This is a genomic window from Asticcacaulis sp. P2_C5, from assembly GCF_056404555.1.
In genome coordinates, this window is sequence record NZ_JBFUDU010000019.1 from 65084 (window position 1) to 84206 (window position 19123).

Genomic DNA, 19123 nt, shown 5'->3' on the forward strand with positions numbered 1-19123 from the left:
ACACTGTTGTCGTTCCTCTAAACTCTGGTCCCCTCGTCTTCGGACGGGGGGATCATCTTGTTTTCGTGCGGTATATATATGCGTAAGCAAATTGTTATTGTGGGCGGCGGGACAGCAGGCTGGATTACAGCAGGTTATCTCGCAAAAGCATTGAATAGTTCATCGCCTAAGGGCGTGGCCATCACCCTCGTTGAATCGGCCGAGATCGGCATTCTGGGTGTGGGCGAAGGCACATTTCCGACCATTCGCAAGACCCTGATGCGTATTGGTGCCGACGAAGCCGAACTCCTACGGGAGTGCGACGCCACGCTGAAGCAAGGTGCGCGTTTCGCGCGCTGGCGGTTCACGCCCGGTCAGGAAAACGGCAATCCCGATCACTATATGCACCCGTTCGCTGTCTCCAGTGGAAGAGGCAGCCTTGATCTGTTGCCCTACTGGCTCCTGGGTGTCGAGGGCGGCAACTCCAACTGGGATGAGGTCAACACCATCCAGAAGCGCGTGTCAGATGCATCGCTTGCCCCGAAGCGTATCGTCGACCCGCCGTTCTCAGGACCTCTGAACTATGCCTACCATTTCGACGCCGCCAAATTGGCTGTTTATTTGCGCCAATGCGCGATCAGGTCTGGCGTCCACCACATCACCGACACCGTTGATCGCGTTTTGGTTGACGAGCGTGGCCACATTTCCGGCGTGGAAACGCGGGCAAATGGTACCCTTGCCGGCGACCTTTACATCGATTGCACGGGTTTCCGCGCTGAACTGATCGGCAAGACCCTGGGCGTGCCCTACAGGTCTTGTCGTGATGTCCTCTTCTGCGATAGCGCCTTGGCGATGCAGGTGCCTTACGACCGGCCCGACGCCCCCATCGCCTCCTATACGATATCAACGGCGCATGAAGCGGGTTGGACATGGGATATCGGCCTGCATCATCGGCGGGGCATCGGCCATGTCTATTCATCCGACCATACGAGCGATGCGCGCGCCGAGGCGATTCTTCGCGGCTATATCGGACCAGCGGCGGCCCAATTGGAACCACGCAAGTTTCGCTTTAATGCCGGGTACAGAGAAACAAATTGGTCGAAAAACTGTGTGGCAATTGGCCTCTCAAGCGGCTTTTTCGAACCTCTGGAGGCAACCGGTATTATCTTCGCCGAGGTGGCGGCGGTCATGCTCGCCAATCTGTTTCCGTGGAACGGCAATTTCGAGACACCGGCGAAACAGTTCAATGAACTCATGTTGAGGCGCTACGAGCGAGCGCTCGAGTTCATCAAGCTACATTATTGCCTGACGAAAAGGCGTGATTCCCAGTTCTGGATCGACAATGCCGATCCTAAGTCCACGCCTGACAGTCTCCTCGACCTCCTTGAGCGTTGGCGTTTCCGTGTCCCGAGTGACCTGGATACTGATCCGAAGATCGATATTTTCCCACCTGAAAGCTGGCAATACGTCCTCTACGGTATGGGCTTCCGGACCGACCTTTCTGACAGCGCCGGCACCTATCGATATTTCGACGATGCCAAGGCCCAATTCGAAGATCTGAGACAGCAGGCACGGTATGCTCCAACCGTACTCCCGACGAACCGCGACTTGATCAATTCCGTCATGACGCAAAACTTCAAGGTGGCGTAAATGGACAACGGAATCCGCGTCGTGATCTGCGGCGGCGGCACCGCTGGGTGGATGACTGCCGGCGCCCTCGCCCGCTTAGTAGCACATGCAGGGACCTCCGTTACGCTGATCGAGTCCGAGGAAATCGGCACTATCGGCGTCGGTGAAGCGACGATCCCTCCCATTTTGACGTTCAACGGCATGCTCGGCCTGGATGAAGCGACGTTTCTCAAAGCGACACGGGGGACATTCAAGCTGGGAATCGAATTCGTAAACTGGGGGGCGAAAGGCGACAGCTATATTCATCCATTCGGCACGCACGGTGTCGATTGGCAAGGCATCCGATTTCATCAATTCTGGCTGAAACTGCGTCAGGGCAGCCAGCCTGATCGCTGGGGACGGTTTGAAGACTATGCGATCAGTGCGAAAGCGGGCCGCCTCAATCGTTTCACATATCCAACAGGCGGACCTGGATCTATTCTTTCCTCGCTGAAGTACGCCTACCATATCGACGCAGGGCTCTATGCCAGGTTCCTTCGAAACTATAGCGAAGACGGCGGAGTCGAGCGCATCGAGGGCAGGATTGTCGAGGTCCAACGGGCCAATAATGGGGATATCTCCGCCGTCAGGCTCGAAGACGGCAAGGTCGTCGAAGGCGACCTGTTTATCGACTGTACGGGATTCAGAGCGCTACTAATGGAGGGCGCGCTCAAGACCGGCTTTGAAGACTGGAGCCACTGGCTTCCCAACAATTCGGCACTGGCCGTGCCGTCCGAACGCGCACCTGGATTCGAACCCTATACCCGGGCGACAGCCGAAGCCGCAGGCTGGCGCTGGCGGATTCCCCTGCAGCATCGCACCGGCAATGGTATGGTCTACTGTTCGGAAAATATTTCTGACGAGCAAGCGGCCGACTGTCTCATGAATGGCCTCGACACAAAAGCGCTCGACACGCCTCGGCCCATTCGGTTTCGGACCGGGCGCCGCAAACTGTTCTGGAACCGCAATTGCGTCGCCATCGGACTGGCCGGTGGATTTATCGAGCCGCTGGAATCCACGTCCATACACCTGATTCAAACGGGTATCGCGAAGCTTCTCGCACTTTTTCCCGGCAAGGCATCGTCACAGGTCGAGCGCGACGCGTACAATGCGCTGACGATCAGGGAATACGAACAGGCACGGGACTTTATTATCCTTCACTACAAGGCCACGAAGCGCGAGGACAGCAGCTACTGGCGTTACCTCCAATCCATGGACATCCCGGACAGCTTGACGCGCAAGATCGACCTTTTCAAAGAAAGGGGGCGCATTTTTCGATATCAGGACGAACTGTTTACCGAGGATAGCTGGTTGGCGGTGATGCTCGGCCAGGGAATTGTCCCAGGCGGCTATGACCCGGTGGCGGACAGTGTTCGCCTTCCCGAGGTCGAGGTCCTGGTAGCGCGCCTTGGCAGCATGGTCGGCAAGGCGGCAAATGCGATGCCGAGCCATGAAAGTGTCGTCGCGCGGCTTGCAAATCATACCTCGCCGCAATGACGTCGACGTGTCGTGTCCCGGCCTATTCGTGCCTAAGCGAGGCCACGGAGACCTTGCGCGTTGTCATCGCCGAATGCGCCGCAACCGTCGCCAAGGCAAAAGCAAGCGATGTCATGCCGGCTCCCAGAAAGGACCAGGGCGCCAGGCCAATGTGATTTGAAAACGACCCGAGCCAGATCTGCAAGAATATCCAGGCCAGAGGCCACCCCAAAATATTTGCGATAAGAAAGGGTTTGAGGAAGGGTACCAGACGGAACAGCAGGATGTCCGTAAAGGTGGCACCCAGGGCGCGATGAATCGCAACCTCTCTAACCTGGTGCCGGGTCAGAAATATCGACAAGCCGGTCAGGCCAAGCATGGACAACAGAATGGCGACCGCGGAGACGAGGTTGAAAACCCGCATTTGCTGATGCAAGTCGTGATACTGTTCCAGCAGATAATCGTTGTAAAACCGCCGGTCGATCGGTACCGCGCCGGCAGCATCGCGACGCCACAAAATATCAATCTGACGGATCGTTTCATCAACGCCGTTCACATCCAGCTTGACATTGAGCTGCGTGAAATATTTCGAAAAATTGTCGAAGATCATCGGCTGGGTGGGTTCGTATAACGTGCCGAAACGCAGATCGGGGACGACCCCGACAATCCGGCTGCGCATCGTCGTCCTGTCGGTCTCATACTCGATTTCCTTGCCGATCGACTCCTGGGGGTTTCCAAAGCCCAGCGCCCGTACCGCGGATGCATTTACCAAGATGTCCCTTGGTGTCTCCGGAAAGAAAAACGTGCCGGTAAGGTTATGGCCGGCAAGAAGCGGAACGCCGTAGACCTTGAAGAACTCGGGTTGAACCGATGTTCGTGTAAGTGTGACAAGACCCGATGGGCGATTGATCCAGGCAGGGCGGACAAATTCGGTCGTCGGAGCGCCCCAGGATTCAGCAACGGCCTCAACGCCCTTCAGAGCTCGCACGTCGTCGACAAAGGCCTGATAGGTCCCAGGTTCGTCCCCAAACCTTATCATCATGACATTTTCGCCATTGATGTTCGGGGCTTCCCGGATTGCATAGGCCCATTGCCGCGACATAGTGTGGGAGGCTATCAAAAGGATCACCACCAAAGACAATTGGGCGATGACCCAGCCACGCCACTTGTCGGAGGCATCCTTGCCAGTTTTCACCCTAAACGTCAGATGCCGGGTCGCATACGGTTTCGAAACAATGATCGCGGGGTAAAGGCCGCTTAAAAAGCCGGAAGTCAACGTCGCGACGCTTAACAAGCCAAGCAGGCTCGCGGTGTGAGACCAAAGGGATAAATTCAGATCCAGGCCCCGGTTCAGTGTCGGCAGCAGGCGTTCTGTCATGGCCAGCGCCAGGATTGAACTGATAATGTTGACGGAAAGCGACTCCTGCAATACCTGCGCAATCAGGTCGGTTCGGCGCGCGCCCAGGGCTTTGCGCAGCGCCATTTCGGAACTTCTCTCGTTCGATTCTGCCAGAACCAGGCCAGAAAAGTTTATACTGGCCAAGGCAAGAATGGCAAAAGCGACGACTGCCACGGCGATCACGGTATTCAGGTGACCGCGTGGTTTCATTTGCCCATCGCCGTGCGGCTGGAAATGGAGTTGGAGGATTGGGATAAGCTCGAAGCCTTCGGGAAGGTTGTTCGGACCCTGCCAATGCTGGCGGGTAATATCCCGAAGCCGTGTCGGCACAGAGCCCACCGGTGCGTCTTTTTTGAAAACAACGTAGGTGTAGGAGCTCGGCCATTCAAGTTGCGGATTGCTGTCGAACAGCGCCAACATCGAATTCGGGCTGATTCCGGATACGAAGATTTCGCGGTCAAGATGCGTATTGGCGGGAAAATCCCGCAACACCGCCGTGACACGGAGTTTAAGGTTCTCTCGCGTCGTCAGGCTTCGGCCGATGACGTCATCCCTGCCAAAATAGGCCAGCGCCTTTCGCTCGGTCATCACAACCGTATCGGGCTGTGCCAGGGCCGTTTTGAGATCGCCATGCAGAGCCGGCAGTTTCAGAATTTCAAATATGTTGGAATCCGCCCAGTAAAATCTTTCTTTCACCTTCCGGCGAGCCGTTTGCATTGGCCACTCGACTGGCGACAGGCGCCCGACGCTTTCCACAGAGGGAATATCACGCTTGAGCCACCGCGCGACGCCCGCCGGTGTCACGTCGCTGGCAACAAGAGGACGACCTTGAGGACCATAGTTTGTTGAGACCAGGTACACGCGATCGGCCCCCGCCAGGAAGCGATCGTAACTCAGTTCATCTGTGACAAAGAGGGTAATGACGATGGCTACGCAATAACTCAGGCATAATCCCACGATCATCAGTGCGTAGACGGTTGTCCGGCCGGCAATGGCCCGGCACATGTTGATCACATTTTGAAAGCTGAAACTCACGACAGCCTCCGGCTTGAAATCCGGATCTTGCCATCGTGCATTTCGAGAAGGCGCGACGCCTGGTCGGCCTGGCTCATCGCGTGTGTGACGATGATGACGGTCGTGCCGCCGGCGTTCAGATCTTTAAATATTCCAAGTATCTGGGCCGCATTTACAGAGTCGAGGTTGCCGGTAGGTTCGTCTGCCAGGACGACGCGCGGACTTCCGACGACGGCTCTGGCTACCGCGCACCGCTGTTGTTGGCCACCTGAAAGCTGTCTTGGCAGGTGGTCCGCTCTGTGCGCGATGCCGACCCGGTCCATTGCCGCCAGGATCAGATCATGCTGCGCGCCGGGGTGATCCCGGCGGTACCTCAGCCCGAGCTTGATATTTTCATAGACCGTCAGGTGATCGATCAGGTTGAAATTCTGGAAAACGAAACCGATTTTTGAGGCTCGCAGATTCGCCAGGTCTTTATCAGCCAGGGATTCGATATCCTGGCCATCGAAAAGGTACCTGCCGTGGGAAGGCGCTTCCAGCGTACCAATGATGTTCAAGAGGGTTGTCTTTCCGCTCCCCGACGGGCCGGTTATCGCAACAAACTCGCCGGAATCGATGTCGATTGTCACGCCTCGCAGTGCGTTAACGGCGCGCTCGGTTTCCGTATATGTATGCTGGATGTCGGCCAGGCTGATCAGGGGCATCGAACGTTCCGCTCTAGCGCTGAATTGGGAATGTAAAAGCGAAGGTCGTCATGGTTTGTGCGGAGGCTTCCACCAGTTGAAGATTTCCGCCGTGGGCCAGCGCAATCTGGCGGGCCAGGTTCAGACCTGTCCCGGTTCCCTTTGCCTTCGTCGTGGCAAAGGCACTGAATAGATTGCTTTTTATGCTCTCGGCGACTCCATTTCCGTTGTCGGAAACCCTGATAACAACATTCTGATATGACTGAAAACCCGAGACTATGACGCGGCGAACGCCATCCATGCCTTCGGTGGCCTCGACGGCATTGGTGACGACGTTGATAACGGCCTGGCTGATTTGCGCCTCGTCCAGGCGCAACCTTGGAAGACCCTCTTCTATGTCAAGTTGAAAGGTTACATCGGAATTGGTCGCGCTCAGTAGAAAAAGTTCCATAATGTCAGTGACGAGCCTGCTGGGCTCGACAACCTGCAGAACAGGTTCTGGAAGGCGCGCAACCGAACGATAGGCTTCGATGAAGCGGCTCAGACTTTTCGCGCGCTGTGACAAGGTATCGAGCGCTTCTCGTGCCGACGGAACGTCAAGGCTGGCATCATCTGCCAGGTACGAATCCGCGATATCCGCCAGTGAGGCGACGGGCGTCAGTGAATTCATGATCTCATGGCTGAGGATTTGCAGCGTATCTCTCAGCGCGGCAGCCTCAGCCTTGTGTATTTCCACCTGAACATCGGTCAGGCTCGCCAGTCTGGTGGCGCCATCGGCGGACAGGATTTCACTTGCGCTGACGGCATACTGGCGATCGAAAACCGTCAGGACCGTGCGAGAACCAAAGGCTGGCTCCGTCATGGCTCGGATCAATTCATCGCTGCCCGACGTGATGACATCGTCGGTCTGAAAGAGGCTGCGTGCGGCACGATTCAGGGCAACAGGCCCCTCCCCGTGAGAATACCTCACGAGTGGCACGGGAGACTGATCCAGCAACACCTTGAGGTCATCTTTTACATCCGGTTCGGATTGCGCCGGTTCCAATCCCTTGGCCGGGCGAAGGCCGTAGGTGGCATAGATAAGACATAGCAGACCGACAAAGCAAACAAGGCCCAGGGCGAGGTTTGCCCAAAGGCCAGCGCGCCCGGCATCATAGGCAAAGACACCTGCGGCTGCGATCAGGAGCACAACCAGAATATGGAAGGGGCGGGAATTAAAGGCCATATTTCGACATGCGTCTGTAAAGGGCCGGCCGTGTCAGCCCGAGTTGGGTCGCCGCTGCGGACACGTTGAAGTTATGCGTCTTCAGTGCTTCTTCTATCATTGCCTTTTCGGAGGCCGCCAGGTTTGCTTTGACCGGCGCGTCCCGCGCATCCTGGTCGGGTTCAAGCGCCAGGTCGCCGGCGGAGATCAGATTGCCGTCCAGCATGATGATTGTGCGCTCCAGCAGATGTCTCAAGGCATGAATATTGTCGGGCCAATGATGGGATGCCAGAATAGCTTTTGCCTCAATCGAAAGGGTTTTTGTCGGAAATCCATGCTGCTGACATGTAACCCTGACGAAATGCTCAGCCAACTGTACTATGTCGTCCCCGCGCTCACGAAGCGGTGGCATTTCGACCTCAACAGTGCTGACCGCATACCTTATTCCACGATCGAGACTAAGGTCTGATATGTGCTGGCTGGTTGTCGAGATCAGACGGCTGTTGAGCCTGGGCGCCTGAGCCAGCCAATCCTGCAAGGCCGTGGCATTCGCTTCACTCAAGCGATCGATGTTTTCCAGCAAAAGTGTCGTATCGCGCTGATCGGACAAGTCGTTTGCGGACAGCACATACGCGTCGATGTGCTTGAGATTTGCCCGCGCCGACTGCCTGTGGATCATGAGCCCGGCCAGGGTTTTGCCTGTCCCCGCCTCACCCCTTAGCAGAACCGATGCCGTGATTGGCGAGCATCGATCGAATGTGGAAACGATCCTGCGCATGGCGTCGCAGTTGCCGATCAAAATCGAGGGGTCTCCGCCGGACGTCTGGGCAAGCCGGCGCGATGACAATGCCTTCTCTATGGCCTCCACGAGCCGTTCATTATTCCATGGCTTCATGATGAAGTCCCGCGCGCCATTACGAAGCGCCTGGACGGCGATATTGATTCCACTGTGCCCCGTCACGACGATGACCATGGTCTGCGGATCGTGCCGCAGAATGTCCCGAAGGCAAACCAGGCCCTCTTCTCCAGACGTCGCGGCTTTCGAAAAATTCAGATCCAGCAGGACCAAATCGACCCTGTCGGAGACGAGGCGGCTTATGGCTTCCTCAGGATTTGCGGCGCCATAGAAGATGAAACCCCGCTTTTTTAAGAGCAATTCTGCCGTTTTGCGGACATCGGGATCATCGTCGACGAATAGGACAGTTTTTCGCTCACTCTGCATGTTCGGTTCCGGACAGTGCGGTCACAGTAACGGACACTTAAATACTGCAGCGTCGAATTTGTCAAATAATATAAGCCTTTAGGGCTTTCACGAGGAGCCGTATATTATCCGAGCCAATGAAGATTCAGGAGGGGAGCACACTTGCACGCGCGCGGAGATTCACGTCTCTCCCGGCGTGGATTTCCGCTTTATGCAGAATTTTGGCCATCTCTTCGGCAGATAGCCCGTGCGGCGCTGGTCAGGCAGTCCACGGGTCGACATAGTCGCCCGGCGCCCCTCGAACCGACGCATGCCCTATTACAACAAGCTGAGCATCAAAACATGACATCTCAAATCTCCCGCCGTGCCCTGGTATCGCTGATGGTCATGGCCCCGGCCGTATCGACCCAGGTGCTGGCCCAGTCGGCGAAGCTGCGTCTCATCGATCTCGACGTGCGCCAGGCTTTGAAACCGCTGGACCGCGCCTTCGATCTTTCGGTCGGCGCCGACTATCCCGGAACGACCATTCGCGACGAAAATCTTGCCCAGCTGAAAACAACCAGCGCCGAGCTCGGCTTTCGTTACATTCGTTTCCACGACATCTTCCATGATAATCTCGGCACTGTGAAACTGGTCGACGGCAAGGTCGTCTACGATTGGACCCGGATCGACTATCTTTACGACAGCATGCTGAAAATGGGCATTCGCCCCTTCGTCGAACTGGGATTCACGCCTTCAGCCCTGAAATCTTCGGACCAGACGATCTTTTACTGGAAGGGCAACACCTCCCATCCTCGCCTCGATATGTGGAAGAACCTCATCGACGCCTTCGCGCGCCACCTGATCGCGCGCTATGGCATGGATGAGGTACGGTCGTGGTATTTCGAAGTTTGGAACGAACCCAACCTCGACGGCTTCTGGCAATACGGTGATCAGGAGGCTTATTTCGCGCTCTATGGCGTGACCGCACGAACCTTGAAAGCCGTCGATGCCAGGTTGCGTGTCGGCGGTCCCTCGACCGCGGGCGCCGCCTGGGTGCCGGAATTGCTGGCCTATGCGAAGGCAACCAACACGCCGGTCGATTTTATAACCACCCATACCTATGGCGTGGACTACGGCTATCTCGACGAGGAGGGTAAGATGGACCTCCAGTTGTCGAAGAATCCCAACGCCGTTCTTGGCGATGTCCAGAAGGTCCGTGGTGAAATCGAGGCGTCGCACCTGCCCGGTATTCCGTTGTTCTTCACGGAATGGAGCACCAGTTACAATCCGCGCGACCTGAGCCACGATTCCTACGTCGCCGCGCCCTACATTCTTAGCAAACTAAAGGGGACACAAGGCATCGCCCAGGGCATGAGCTACTGGGTGTATTCGGATCTCTTCGAGGAGCCGGGCCCTCCGTCAACTCCGTTTCATGGCGGTTTCGGCCTGATGACCAAGGATGGGGTCCGAAAGGCTTCCTGGTTCGCCTACAAGTACCTCAATGCCCTGAAAGGCAACGAAATCCCCTCGACGGACAAGCAGGTGTGGGCTGCCTTCGACGGGACGTCGGTAGCCGCCGTGGTTTGGGACTTTCAGCTGCCGGATCAAAAGGGCCGCAGCAACAGCACCTTCTTCAGCAAACTGGTGCCGAATTCGCCCTCCGCCCCCGTCAAGGTCGAGTTCGCAGGGCTCCAACCCGGTACCTACACGCTTACGCTGCGGCGGACGGGCTTCAAGGTCAATGACGCTTACTCGGCCTATATCGAAATGGGTTCACCCAAGGACCTTACGCCAGCGCAGCTTCAGCAACTTCAATCCCTCACCCGCGACCTGCCCGAGGCCGAACGTTCCGTCACGGTTGGAAGTTCCGGAACAGCTGACATAAAGATTTCGATGCGAACCAACGATGTGGTTCTCATCGTGCTAAAAAAGCAGTGATGCGCCGACGGTAATCCCCGATCGACGCCAAATCACCTATTCTAGTCAGGACACAACCATGACCAAAACTTCCCGTCGCGGTATATTCAAAACGCTATTGGCCGGAGCCGCCACCGCGGCCATTCCAGCGGGGTCGGCGATGGCCGCCCGCCAAACAAAGTCGGTCAAAACAAAAACCTGGACGACCGGTATTGAAGGCCAGCGTAAGGCCGATCTCGGCGACGGCACCTATCTCAATCCGATCATCGCCGGCGACCATCCTGATCCGACGATCCTGAAGGATGGCGCAGACTACTACATGACGTTTTCGTCCTTCTTCTCCTATCCGGGTCTGGTGATCTGGCATTCGACCGACCTGGTGAACTGGGCACCGGTGGGACCTGCCCTGTTCAAGCCATTGGGCACCATCTGGGCTGTTGACCTGTGCAAACACGACGGCCGCTATTTCATCTATATTCCGGCTGCACCCGACGGCAACACCTGGTCGATCTACGCCATTTGGGCCGACGACATCAAAGGCCCGTGGAGCGATCCGGTCGACCTGAAAATCAGCGGCTGCATAGATCCCGGCCATGCCGTCGGTGAGGACGGGAAGCGTTACCTGTTCGTCAATGGTATCCGCAAGATTCGCCTGAGCGATGACGGCCTTTCCACGGATGGCGCGCTGGAACCCGCCTACAGTCCCTGGCGCTACCCCGACGACTGGATTGTCGAAGGCTTTTCCCCTGAGGGCCCAAAGCTTCTGCACCATGGGCAATACTTCTACCTGATTACGGCGGTCGGCGGAACTTCAGGTCCCCCGACCGGACATATGGTCATCGCTGCCCGGTCGAAATCGATTCACGGCCCCTGGGAACATTGTCCGCATAACCCACTGGTACGGACGAAAAGTGCCGCCGAACCCTGGTGGTCCCGCGGCCATGCTTCGCTGGTCGAAGGTCCGGCCGGTGACTGGTGGATGGTCTATCACGGCTACGAAAATGGCTTTCGCACACTCGGTCGCCAGACACTGCTGGAACCGATCGAATGGATCAAAGATGGCTGGTTCCGAGCCCTGGGCGGTGACCTTTCGAAGCCGCTGCGCAAACCCAGGGGCGGCTTGGCCGGACCTGCCGGTCGTGCCTTATCGGATGACTTTTCCCGCAATCGCTTCGGCGAACAGTGGAGCTTCCATAATCCGGCGGCCGATGAAATGACGCGGACGACATACGAGGACCACGCTTTACGCGTCACCGGCCGCGGTACCTCGCCCATCGATAGCTCACCCCTGACCTGCGGCGTTGGGGACCGTTCCTACCAGACAGAAGTCACCCTCGATTTGATCGGAGACGCGGAAGGCGGCCTCCTGCTTTTCTACAACAACAAGGCATTCGTCGGACTGGGTTTCACGTCAACAAGGCTAAAGGCCTTCATCTGGAACGAAGAACAGTCGTGGGCAGGCGCTGACATCAAGGCGTCAAGGCTGCGGCTGCGGGTCACAAATGACGAGAATATAGTCACCTGGCACTATTCGTTTGATGACGGAAAGACCTGGATCCAGCAGGGCCTTCGTGCTGAGGTTTCGGGTCTGCATCATAACGTGTTCGGCGGCTTCCTGAGCTTGAAGATCGGCATCTACTGCGCAGGAAACGGCGCGGTGAGGCTTAGCAATTTCACCTACCAAGCACTGCCTCACCACACGTAAAGCCTAGACAGAGTCGCGGATCCACACCTGGGAGTGCAGCCCCGGCGCGCGCCGTCTGGGCTCACTGGCCTCAGCCTCGGCGCCGCCCGACGTGCCCGGCGCATAGTCGACGTCGCTGGCGCCGATATCGGCCCCGCCTGTTGTGCGGTTCATACGCGCATAGTTGGGAATGGCCAGCATGGGCGAGCCGTCCTGCCAGGTTCCCGAAATCGCCATGACGCCGTTCAGCAGGTCACCCCGCCACTGCGCTTTCAGCGGCGCCTTGCCGAGCGGCTTGTCGATGGCCGGCTGGTCGGCACGCTCGACATTATAGACCAGCGGACCATAGCCCAGGGCGACCTGGCCGCGCGTCGCCGCGATCGTGTCGGCGGCGTGGATGCGCTGGACCTCCATGGGCAGGTCCAGTTCGATCCGATCACCTGCACGCCATTCGCGCGTCACGACGGCGTAACCCTTTTCGATCTGCGGCTTGACGTCCTGACCGTTGATGCGGAACCGGCGGACGCCGCTGATCTTCGGCGTCGCCGCATACAGCTCGCTGACCTGCCGGTCGGGAATGCGGACATAGACGGTAAAGGTTCGCGTCTCCTTCGGATTGACCGTGATCGAAACCGCGCCATTCCACGGATAATCGGTCTTTTGCACCATCTCGATGTCGGTGCCGGCGACCTTCTCGACCGTGATCCGGCTGCCGATGAACAGGTTGACATAGATACCAGGCCCGTTCTGTCCCGCACCATCCGACTTGACATAGGTCCAGGTCGGCAACATCAGCAGGGTGCGCGGAATATTGCTGACGCAGCACGGGCAGACGTGCCAAAGCGTCCGTTCGGTATTGACCAGGGGATTGGTGTAGCAGAACCGCCGGCCGTCCAGGTCGACCCCACCCAGCAGGGCATTGTACAGGGTCTGCTCGTACAGGTCGGCATATTTTGCGTCGTGATAGGCCAGGTTCAGCTTGTACTGGAAGAAGATCAACCCGCAGCTCGAACAGGACTCGCAATAGGCGTTGTTGGGTAGTGAATAGTCGGGACCGAAGCCTTCCGAGGTCTCGCCACTGCCTATGCCGCCGGTGACATAGTATTTGCGGTTGACCATATTGTCCCACAGCGAAGCCACCGCGCTCTGGTAGTCGCGATCGCCGGTCTCCGCGGCGATATCCGCCATGCCGGAATAGAAATAGACGGCGCGCACGGCGTGGCCGACGGCTTCATACTGCTTGACCGGCGGCAGGTGGCTCTGGTCGTACTCCTGGCCTCCGCGCCGCGACTCGAGCAGGAAACGCGCCAGTTCGATATAGGCGTTGCCGCGCTGCCCGCCCTCCTCGTCATTAACGAACCGGCCGAACCGCACCAGCGCCTGCTCCATCTCCTGGTGGCCGTCGAACCAGGCCTTCTTGCCAGGGCCGATATTGGCCACCCAGCAGTCGCCGAGCTTCTTGGCAGCATTGTAGAGCCGCAGATCCTGGCCATTGGTCAGGGTATAGTGGTTGATCGCAGATTCGATGAAATATCCGGCAATATAGCCTTCGTGATTGCCGCGCTGCTCCGGCGACCAGCGCGCCGGCCATTCGGCGCGGTCGGCCAGGGTATAGGCCGTCTGAAGGTAGCCGTCGGGCTCCTGGGCGGCCAAGATGATCGGAATCCACCGGTCGAGCGTCGCCTGCATATGATTTTGGGCGGCGATGATCTCCGCATCGCCCTGCGGGTCGACCATCAGCGCAATGCTCATGGCCTCGACGGTTTCCAGTACCCAGGCATTGGAAAAGACATAGCCCCGGTGGCCGGCGTGGGGTTCGCCGCGCAGCGCCTTGGCGGCCTCGATGAAGTTGTCGATTCCGCCCTGCCCGGCCTTCAGGTCGGTGCGTTCGCAATAGTCGATGACGTGCGGCAGCCAGTTGACGATCAGCGACTTCGCTCGGGCGTTCCATAGCGGACTGTCGATGCTGTAGCGCTTGGTATAGACCACCCCCAGCCGTTCCGGCGGCGGGGCAGCCTGGACGCGCGTGCGCAGGCTTGACCGGCCGACCTGGTCGCCGGCATGGGCGACCAGCTCCAGCACATAGTCGCCGGGAACGGAAAAGGTCGCCGTGGTTTCTGGCGCAAAAGCGTCGGCAAAGGTCACCTGGCCGGGGCCGGACACCTTGCGCCACAGGGTCGCGTCCTTGGCGCTCGTCACCAGCCAGTCGGCCTTGCCCATCAGATAGGTCTTGCCGCCCAGGACGGCGACACGATCGACGCCGGCAGCGACCGACGGGGCAAAGGCCGGAACGGCGCCGGAGCTCATCACTCGCCACTGCAAAAGCCCGGTCGATAGCGTGCCGTCGGACACGATTTCCAGACGCAGCCGGCTCGTCTCGACCTCGTCGAAGGTGGTGATGTTGAAACTGTTGCCGTCGACGCCCAGTCCCTGGGCATGGGCAACCGGAACAAACTCCGCGCCGTTCCAGTAGAGCAGGCGGCAGGACTTCGGCGCGCCCACGCCCTGGCCGTCGATCCACCAATAGACTTCGATCCGGTTGGTCCTGACCGGCTGGCTCCACTCATACTGCACCCACTGGGTGTCGGTCTTCGGCCAGTTGCCGTACATGCCGGCGACATTGTCGGCCGAAGTGCCGGGTGTGGCGCCATTGTTCAACGCGATCACTTTTGTATCGCCGGACGTATAGAGCGCGCTGGGCATGGCGACCTTGGCCAGGTTCACAGGCACCGGCGGCGTCTGGGCCCGCGCAGCCAGGGGCAGGGCGCCGGCAAAGGCGGCAGCACCGGTGGCGCCCGCCAGAAAGCCGCGGCGCGTCGATAGCGGCCCACACAGGCAAGGCGCATCGCCGCAAGTGTGAAGAGCGGACCCGTTGAAGACCTTGCTGAACATGACTCTATCCTTATCGCTACAGCGCGCACACAGGTGACGCTGATGTCCGCGAATCTTGTAATTTAACAGGGACGGCTTCGGGCGCCAGAACTTCCAGTTCCTGCACGCCGAAGGCGGCAAAACTCTTGCCGTCGGTCGAGGCATCGAATACCGCCCGCAGGCAGCGCGTCGTCACCGGCGCAAACGCCACCGCCGAAAAGGCATCGGGCACCGCGTCATAGGGATCGGCAGCCGCTACCGGAGTCCAGGTCTGGCCGCTCCAGTATTCGAGATGCCACGCTTTTGGCGGCGCCACCCCAACACCTGATCCTGCCGGCTGGTCGGCAAAGACATAGATGCGAGCTTCATTGACCGTGACCGGCTGGTCCCATTGATAGACCACCCATTGACGGGCCGGATTTTCCGGCGTCCAGGTCCCCCAGTAGTCGGGCGGCAGGGGACTCTGCCGCACCTTGCCATCGTTCAGCGCCCCCAGCCAATATTGCACGGGCACGGGTTCATTGGAGGCGGCGATACGGGCGGCCGGGGCGATATTACGTTGCGCCGGCAGTGCTGTGGGTTTGGCCGGTGTCGGCGCCACCTTGCGCATCACTGCCGGCGTGACGCTGTCGTCCCACTGGACCTCATCGATGGCGACGCTGCGGTGGAAATGTCCGCCGCCCACGGCATCGGCCGTGTGATAGGCAATGTACCATCTGCCCTTGAACGGAACGATGCCGGAATGCGACGTGGTCGACGACACAGGATCGAGCACCACGCCGCGATAGGTCCATGGCCCCATTGGCGACGATGACGTGCCATAGGCGATGCAGGCGTAATAGACGGCCTGGGTGCAGTCCGACGCCGGGCCGGCGCGATTGCCGGCATAGGCCAGGTAGTAGGTGTCCTTGCGCTTGAACAACCACGCCGCCTCGAAGAAGCCGGTCAGGCCGGTAATCGTCTTTTCCGGACCTTTCGGCGTCACCATATCCGACTGCAGTTCCATGGCGCGAAGCTGCCCGAACGTGCCCCAATAGAGATAGACGCGACCGTCATCGTCGACGAACGGCGTCGGGTCTATATTCTGGATCGTGTTGGCCTGTGGCACCGACTGCGAGATGATCGGGCCTTGCGGATGGGCATCCGTCCATGGCCCGAGCGGCGAATCCGCCACCGCGACGCCGATGGCGAAGCCGTCCTCGCTCTTCGACTCGTTCTGCATGACCGGCGCGTAGAGATAATAGCGCTTGTCCGGCCCCTGGATAATCTGGCCGGCATAGGCGCGGCCCGGCGTCGCCCATGAGAAGACGTCTTCCGGCCGCAGAAAATGCGGATAGTGCTGCCAATCGCCCGATGCCGGGTCTTTGGTCGCCAGAAGTTGCCATTCCGGCATGATGAAATCATTGACCCCGGGCTCGGCCGTATCGCGGCCCGTCAGGATATACATTGTGTCACCGACCACGATGGGCGCCGGATCGGTCGTGTAGTCCATGCCGTCCGACAGGATCGGATTGTGATCGGCATGGACGGCATGGACCTCAAGATTTGTCGCCGGCCCTTGCGCGCAGGCGGTCAGGGGCAGCGCCAGCGCCGACGCTATCAGGCGGGTCAGATACTTCATGCGGCGGTCCCGGCAGCAGCGGCGGTGAACAGGCGGACGCCGAAGACCGGACCGGCGGTCTTGATCTCCTTCGGCTCGAAGCGAACGGTGATCTTGCTCTTGCCCTGCGTCAATTCCAATGGAATGGGGTAGTCGACATCGATCCACGCGCCGGGTTGGCGGCCGCTCAGTCGTTCATGGGCAATGGCCTGGCCGTCGACCAGGATATCGAAGATGCGGTTGTTTTCAGACCCCCAATAGGTCACTTCCAGCACCAGCGGACCGGCGGGCTTGCCGTCTTTCGTCACCGTCATGTCGAACTGCATATGGCCGCCCCAGCGCGCGTCGCGGCCGTTGCGCCCGCGATAGACGACAGGATAGGAGATCTCGGATTCGAGGTTGTGGTCGTGCTCGGCCTGCATTTCACCGAGATGGACGACGTCCAGCGACCGCGCGGCAATATCCTTCTGCCGGCTCTGTTCGGCGCGATAGGCGACCTGGGCGGTGGCCCATTCGGCGTCTGTGTAACGGTTGAAATAGGTGGCGCTGCGGTTCTCATACTGACTGTAGAAGGGCGTGAAGGTCATGTCGCCCGGACGGCCGATGCCCGATGTCTTGTAGACCGCGTCCTGGATCGAGACCGGCGTGAAGGCGCCCAGCAGGTCGGTCCCGACCAGGGCCGGGGCATCGCCTTCGAACGGCGTCGTCGCAGGGCCGAGATCTGCGGCCAGCACCATGGGCCCGCGCAGCACAGCGACCACCTTGTCGTCGCCCGGCGTCGCTTCCAGGCGCAGATCGAGCGGCAGGTCGAGCGTCACCACATCGCCGGCCTTCCACAGGCGCAGGATACGGGCATAGCCGCCATTGACCGTCGCCAGGGCCGGTCGGCCATTGACCAGGATCTTCGACGTCTTCGCCCAGGCGGGAATACGCAGGGCCACGGTAAACGGCTTGCGCGCCGTCACCCGCGTCATCTTCAGCGCGATCTCGCCCTCATACGGATAGCGGGTCGTCAGTTCCAGTTGGGCGGCGCCGGCTGTGACCTTGGACGGGATATACAGGTTGACGAATAGGGTATCGGCCTGTTCCCAGTAGATGCTGTCGCCGTGCTTGGCATGGCTCTCCATACCCGACAGGACGCAGCACCAGAAGTCGTTCTCCGGCGACGAATATTCGCGCGCCGTACCCGACATCAACGGCGTCATATAGGTAAACATGCCGGTCTTCGGGTTTTGCGCCGCCAGGACATGGTTGAGATGCGTGCGCTCATAATAGTCGAACAGGGCGGCGTCGGGCTGCCAGCCATAGAGATGGCGTGTCAGCTTCATCATATTGTAGCTGGCGCAGTGCTCGCAGGTCTGCTCGGTAATGTGCTGGGCGATGGTGTCAGGAGCGAAGTAATATTCGCGGTCGCCGTCACCGCCGATGACGAAACTGTGGTGGTTGGTCACACGATCCCAGTAGAAGCCGGCCGCCCTGGCGTAGTCCGGCGCGTCCGATACCTCGGCGATGCGTGCCAGGCCGATGATCTTGGGTATGCTGGTATTGGCGTGGGTATTGCCCAGTTCGTCGCGTCCGGCGACGACCGGATCGAGCCGCAGGTGATCATAGATGCGCCGCGACAGCTTCAGCCAACGCGGATCCTTCGTGCGGCTGTACAGTTCGGCGAAGGATTCGTTCAGCCCGCCATATTCGCAGCCCAACATGGCCTCGACCTGAGCGTCGCTCAGGGCGGCGAAGACACCGTCGATATAGCCGCCGAAACCCAGCGCCACGTCCAGCGCCATGGTGTTGCCGACAAGCTCATGGGCATCGAGCAACCCGGCAAACACCTTATGAATATTGTAGAAGGGCGACCAGGCGCCGTTAAGATCGAAACCCGTCGAGCGGATATCGCCGGCGCGGATCTCGGTGAAGATCTCCTTGCCGTCGACAATGCTGCCGTCCTTGCGCTTGCGCAGGAAGCCGGCGCAGTAGCCGTCGCCGTGGGCGGCCTGGACCCGCGCCATCTCGGCGACAATATAGCGGATGCGCGTGACGCATTCGGCGTCGCCCGTCTGGGCGTGCATCAGAGACAGGGCGGTCAGGTAATGACCCAGCGCTTCGCCGGCAATCGTATCGCCTTCCCAGCCGCCATAGACCTCGCCCCGCACCATCAGCCCGGCAAATTTATGATAGTTATGCAGGAAACGGTCGGCCGACAGCGACATCAGGTACTTGTGATTGGCCTCGACCGCCGTCAGATAGGGCGAAGGCAGCAAGCGGACATTTTTCAAAGCCACCGGACTTGCCATGGGTTGCGTTTTCGCCCCAACCTGCGCTGTCACACCCGGCATGGCAAAGGCCATCAAGGTCCCGACGGCGGCGGTTTGCAGGAGGTGGCGGCGGCTGAAAGACATGGCGATTTCCGGTTCCCAGGTTGCGCGGCAATTATTATACTGTATA

General features: G+C 59.2%; 11 protein-coding genes. 4 read left to right on the top strand and 7 right to left on the bottom strand.

The features are described from left to right. Nucleotides 1-78: 78 nt before the first annotated feature. Both AC1DXO_RS24435 and AC1DXO_RS24440 read left to right on the top strand, forming a co-directional pair. Nucleotides 79-1629: a tryptophan halogenase family protein gene (locus tag AC1DXO_RS24435; RefSeq protein ID WP_476980824.1), complete on the top strand. Its 1551-nt coding sequence runs from the start codon at nt 79-81 to the stop codon at nt 1627-1629. Continuing rightward, nucleotides 1630-3144: a tryptophan halogenase family protein gene (locus AC1DXO_RS24440; RefSeq protein WP_476980825.1), complete on the top strand. Its 1515-nt coding sequence runs from the start codon at nt 1630-1632 to the stop codon at nt 3142-3144. Nucleotides 3145-3166: 22 nt separating this feature from the next. On the opposite strand, the gene AC1DXO_RS24445 is transcribed toward AC1DXO_RS24440, so the two are convergent. The 4 genes from AC1DXO_RS24445 to AC1DXO_RS24460 are packed head-to-tail and all read right to left on the bottom strand — an operon-like array spanning nt 3167 to nt 8645. Beyond that, on the bottom strand, nt 3167-5557 hold the full coding sequence (locus AC1DXO_RS24445; protein WP_476980826.1) for an ABC transporter permease: 2391 nt from the start codon (nt 5555-5557) through the stop codon (nt 3167-3169). Continuing rightward, a complete protein-coding gene (locus AC1DXO_RS24450; protein WP_476980827.1) occupies nt 5554-6240 on the bottom strand; it encodes an ABC transporter ATP-binding protein in 687 nt (228 codons plus the stop codon). Before AC1DXO_RS24450 ends, AC1DXO_RS24445 begins: the two co-directional genes overlap by 4 nt. Nucleotides 6241-6253: 13 nt before the next feature. Continuing rightward, nucleotides 6254-7444 carry a sensor histidine kinase gene (locus AC1DXO_RS24455; RefSeq protein WP_476980828.1) on the bottom strand — a complete coding sequence of 397 codons (1191 nt, stop codon included), beginning with the start codon at nt 7442-7444 and terminating at the stop codon, nt 6254-6256. Further along, nucleotides 7434-8645, bottom strand: a complete 1212-nt coding sequence (locus AC1DXO_RS24460; protein ID WP_476980829.1) for a sigma-54-dependent transcriptional regulator — start codon at nt 8643-8645, stop codon at nt 7434-7436. The genes AC1DXO_RS24455 and AC1DXO_RS24460 overlap by 11 nt, the downstream gene beginning before the upstream one ends. A 321-nt stretch (nt 8646-8966) precedes the next feature. Between AC1DXO_RS24460 and AC1DXO_RS24465 the strand changes: the two genes are divergently transcribed. Together AC1DXO_RS24465 and AC1DXO_RS24470 are read left to right on the top strand one after the other, a co-directional pair. After that, nucleotides 8967-10544, top strand: a complete 1578-nt coding sequence (locus AC1DXO_RS24465; RefSeq protein WP_476980830.1) for a GH39 family glycosyl hydrolase — start codon at nt 8967-8969, stop codon at nt 10542-10544. 58 nt (nt 10545-10602) lie between these two features. Further along, on the top strand, nt 10603-12228 hold the full coding sequence (locus AC1DXO_RS24470; RefSeq protein WP_476980831.1) for a family 43 glycosylhydrolase: 1626 nt from the start codon (nt 10603-10605) through the stop codon (nt 12226-12228). A gap of 3 nt (nt 12229-12231) precedes the next feature. On the opposite strand, the gene AC1DXO_RS24475 is transcribed toward AC1DXO_RS24470, so the two are convergent. Genes AC1DXO_RS24475 through AC1DXO_RS24485 form a run of 3 tightly spaced genes read right to left on the bottom strand, consistent with a single transcriptional unit; the run spans nt 12232 to nt 19077 of the window. Then, nucleotides 12232-15099 (bottom strand): glycoside hydrolase family 127 protein, encoded by a 2868-nt coding sequence (locus tag AC1DXO_RS24475; protein WP_476980832.1) that lies wholly within the window; start codon nt 15097-15099, stop codon nt 12232-12234. 16 nt (nt 15100-15115) lie between these two features. Further along, nucleotides 15116-16699: a family 43 glycosylhydrolase gene (locus AC1DXO_RS24480; protein WP_476980833.1), complete on the bottom strand. Its 1584-nt coding sequence runs from the start codon at nt 16697-16699 to the stop codon at nt 15116-15118. After that, the gene (locus AC1DXO_RS24485) at nt 16696-19077 is read right to left on the bottom strand and encodes a beta-L-arabinofuranosidase domain-containing protein (RefSeq protein ID WP_476980834.1); all 2382 of its coding nucleotides are present in this window, start codon (nt 19075-19077) and stop codon (nt 16696-16698) included. The genes AC1DXO_RS24480 and AC1DXO_RS24485 overlap by 4 nt, the downstream gene beginning before the upstream one ends. Between the last annotated feature and the right edge of the window lie 46 nt (nt 19078-19123).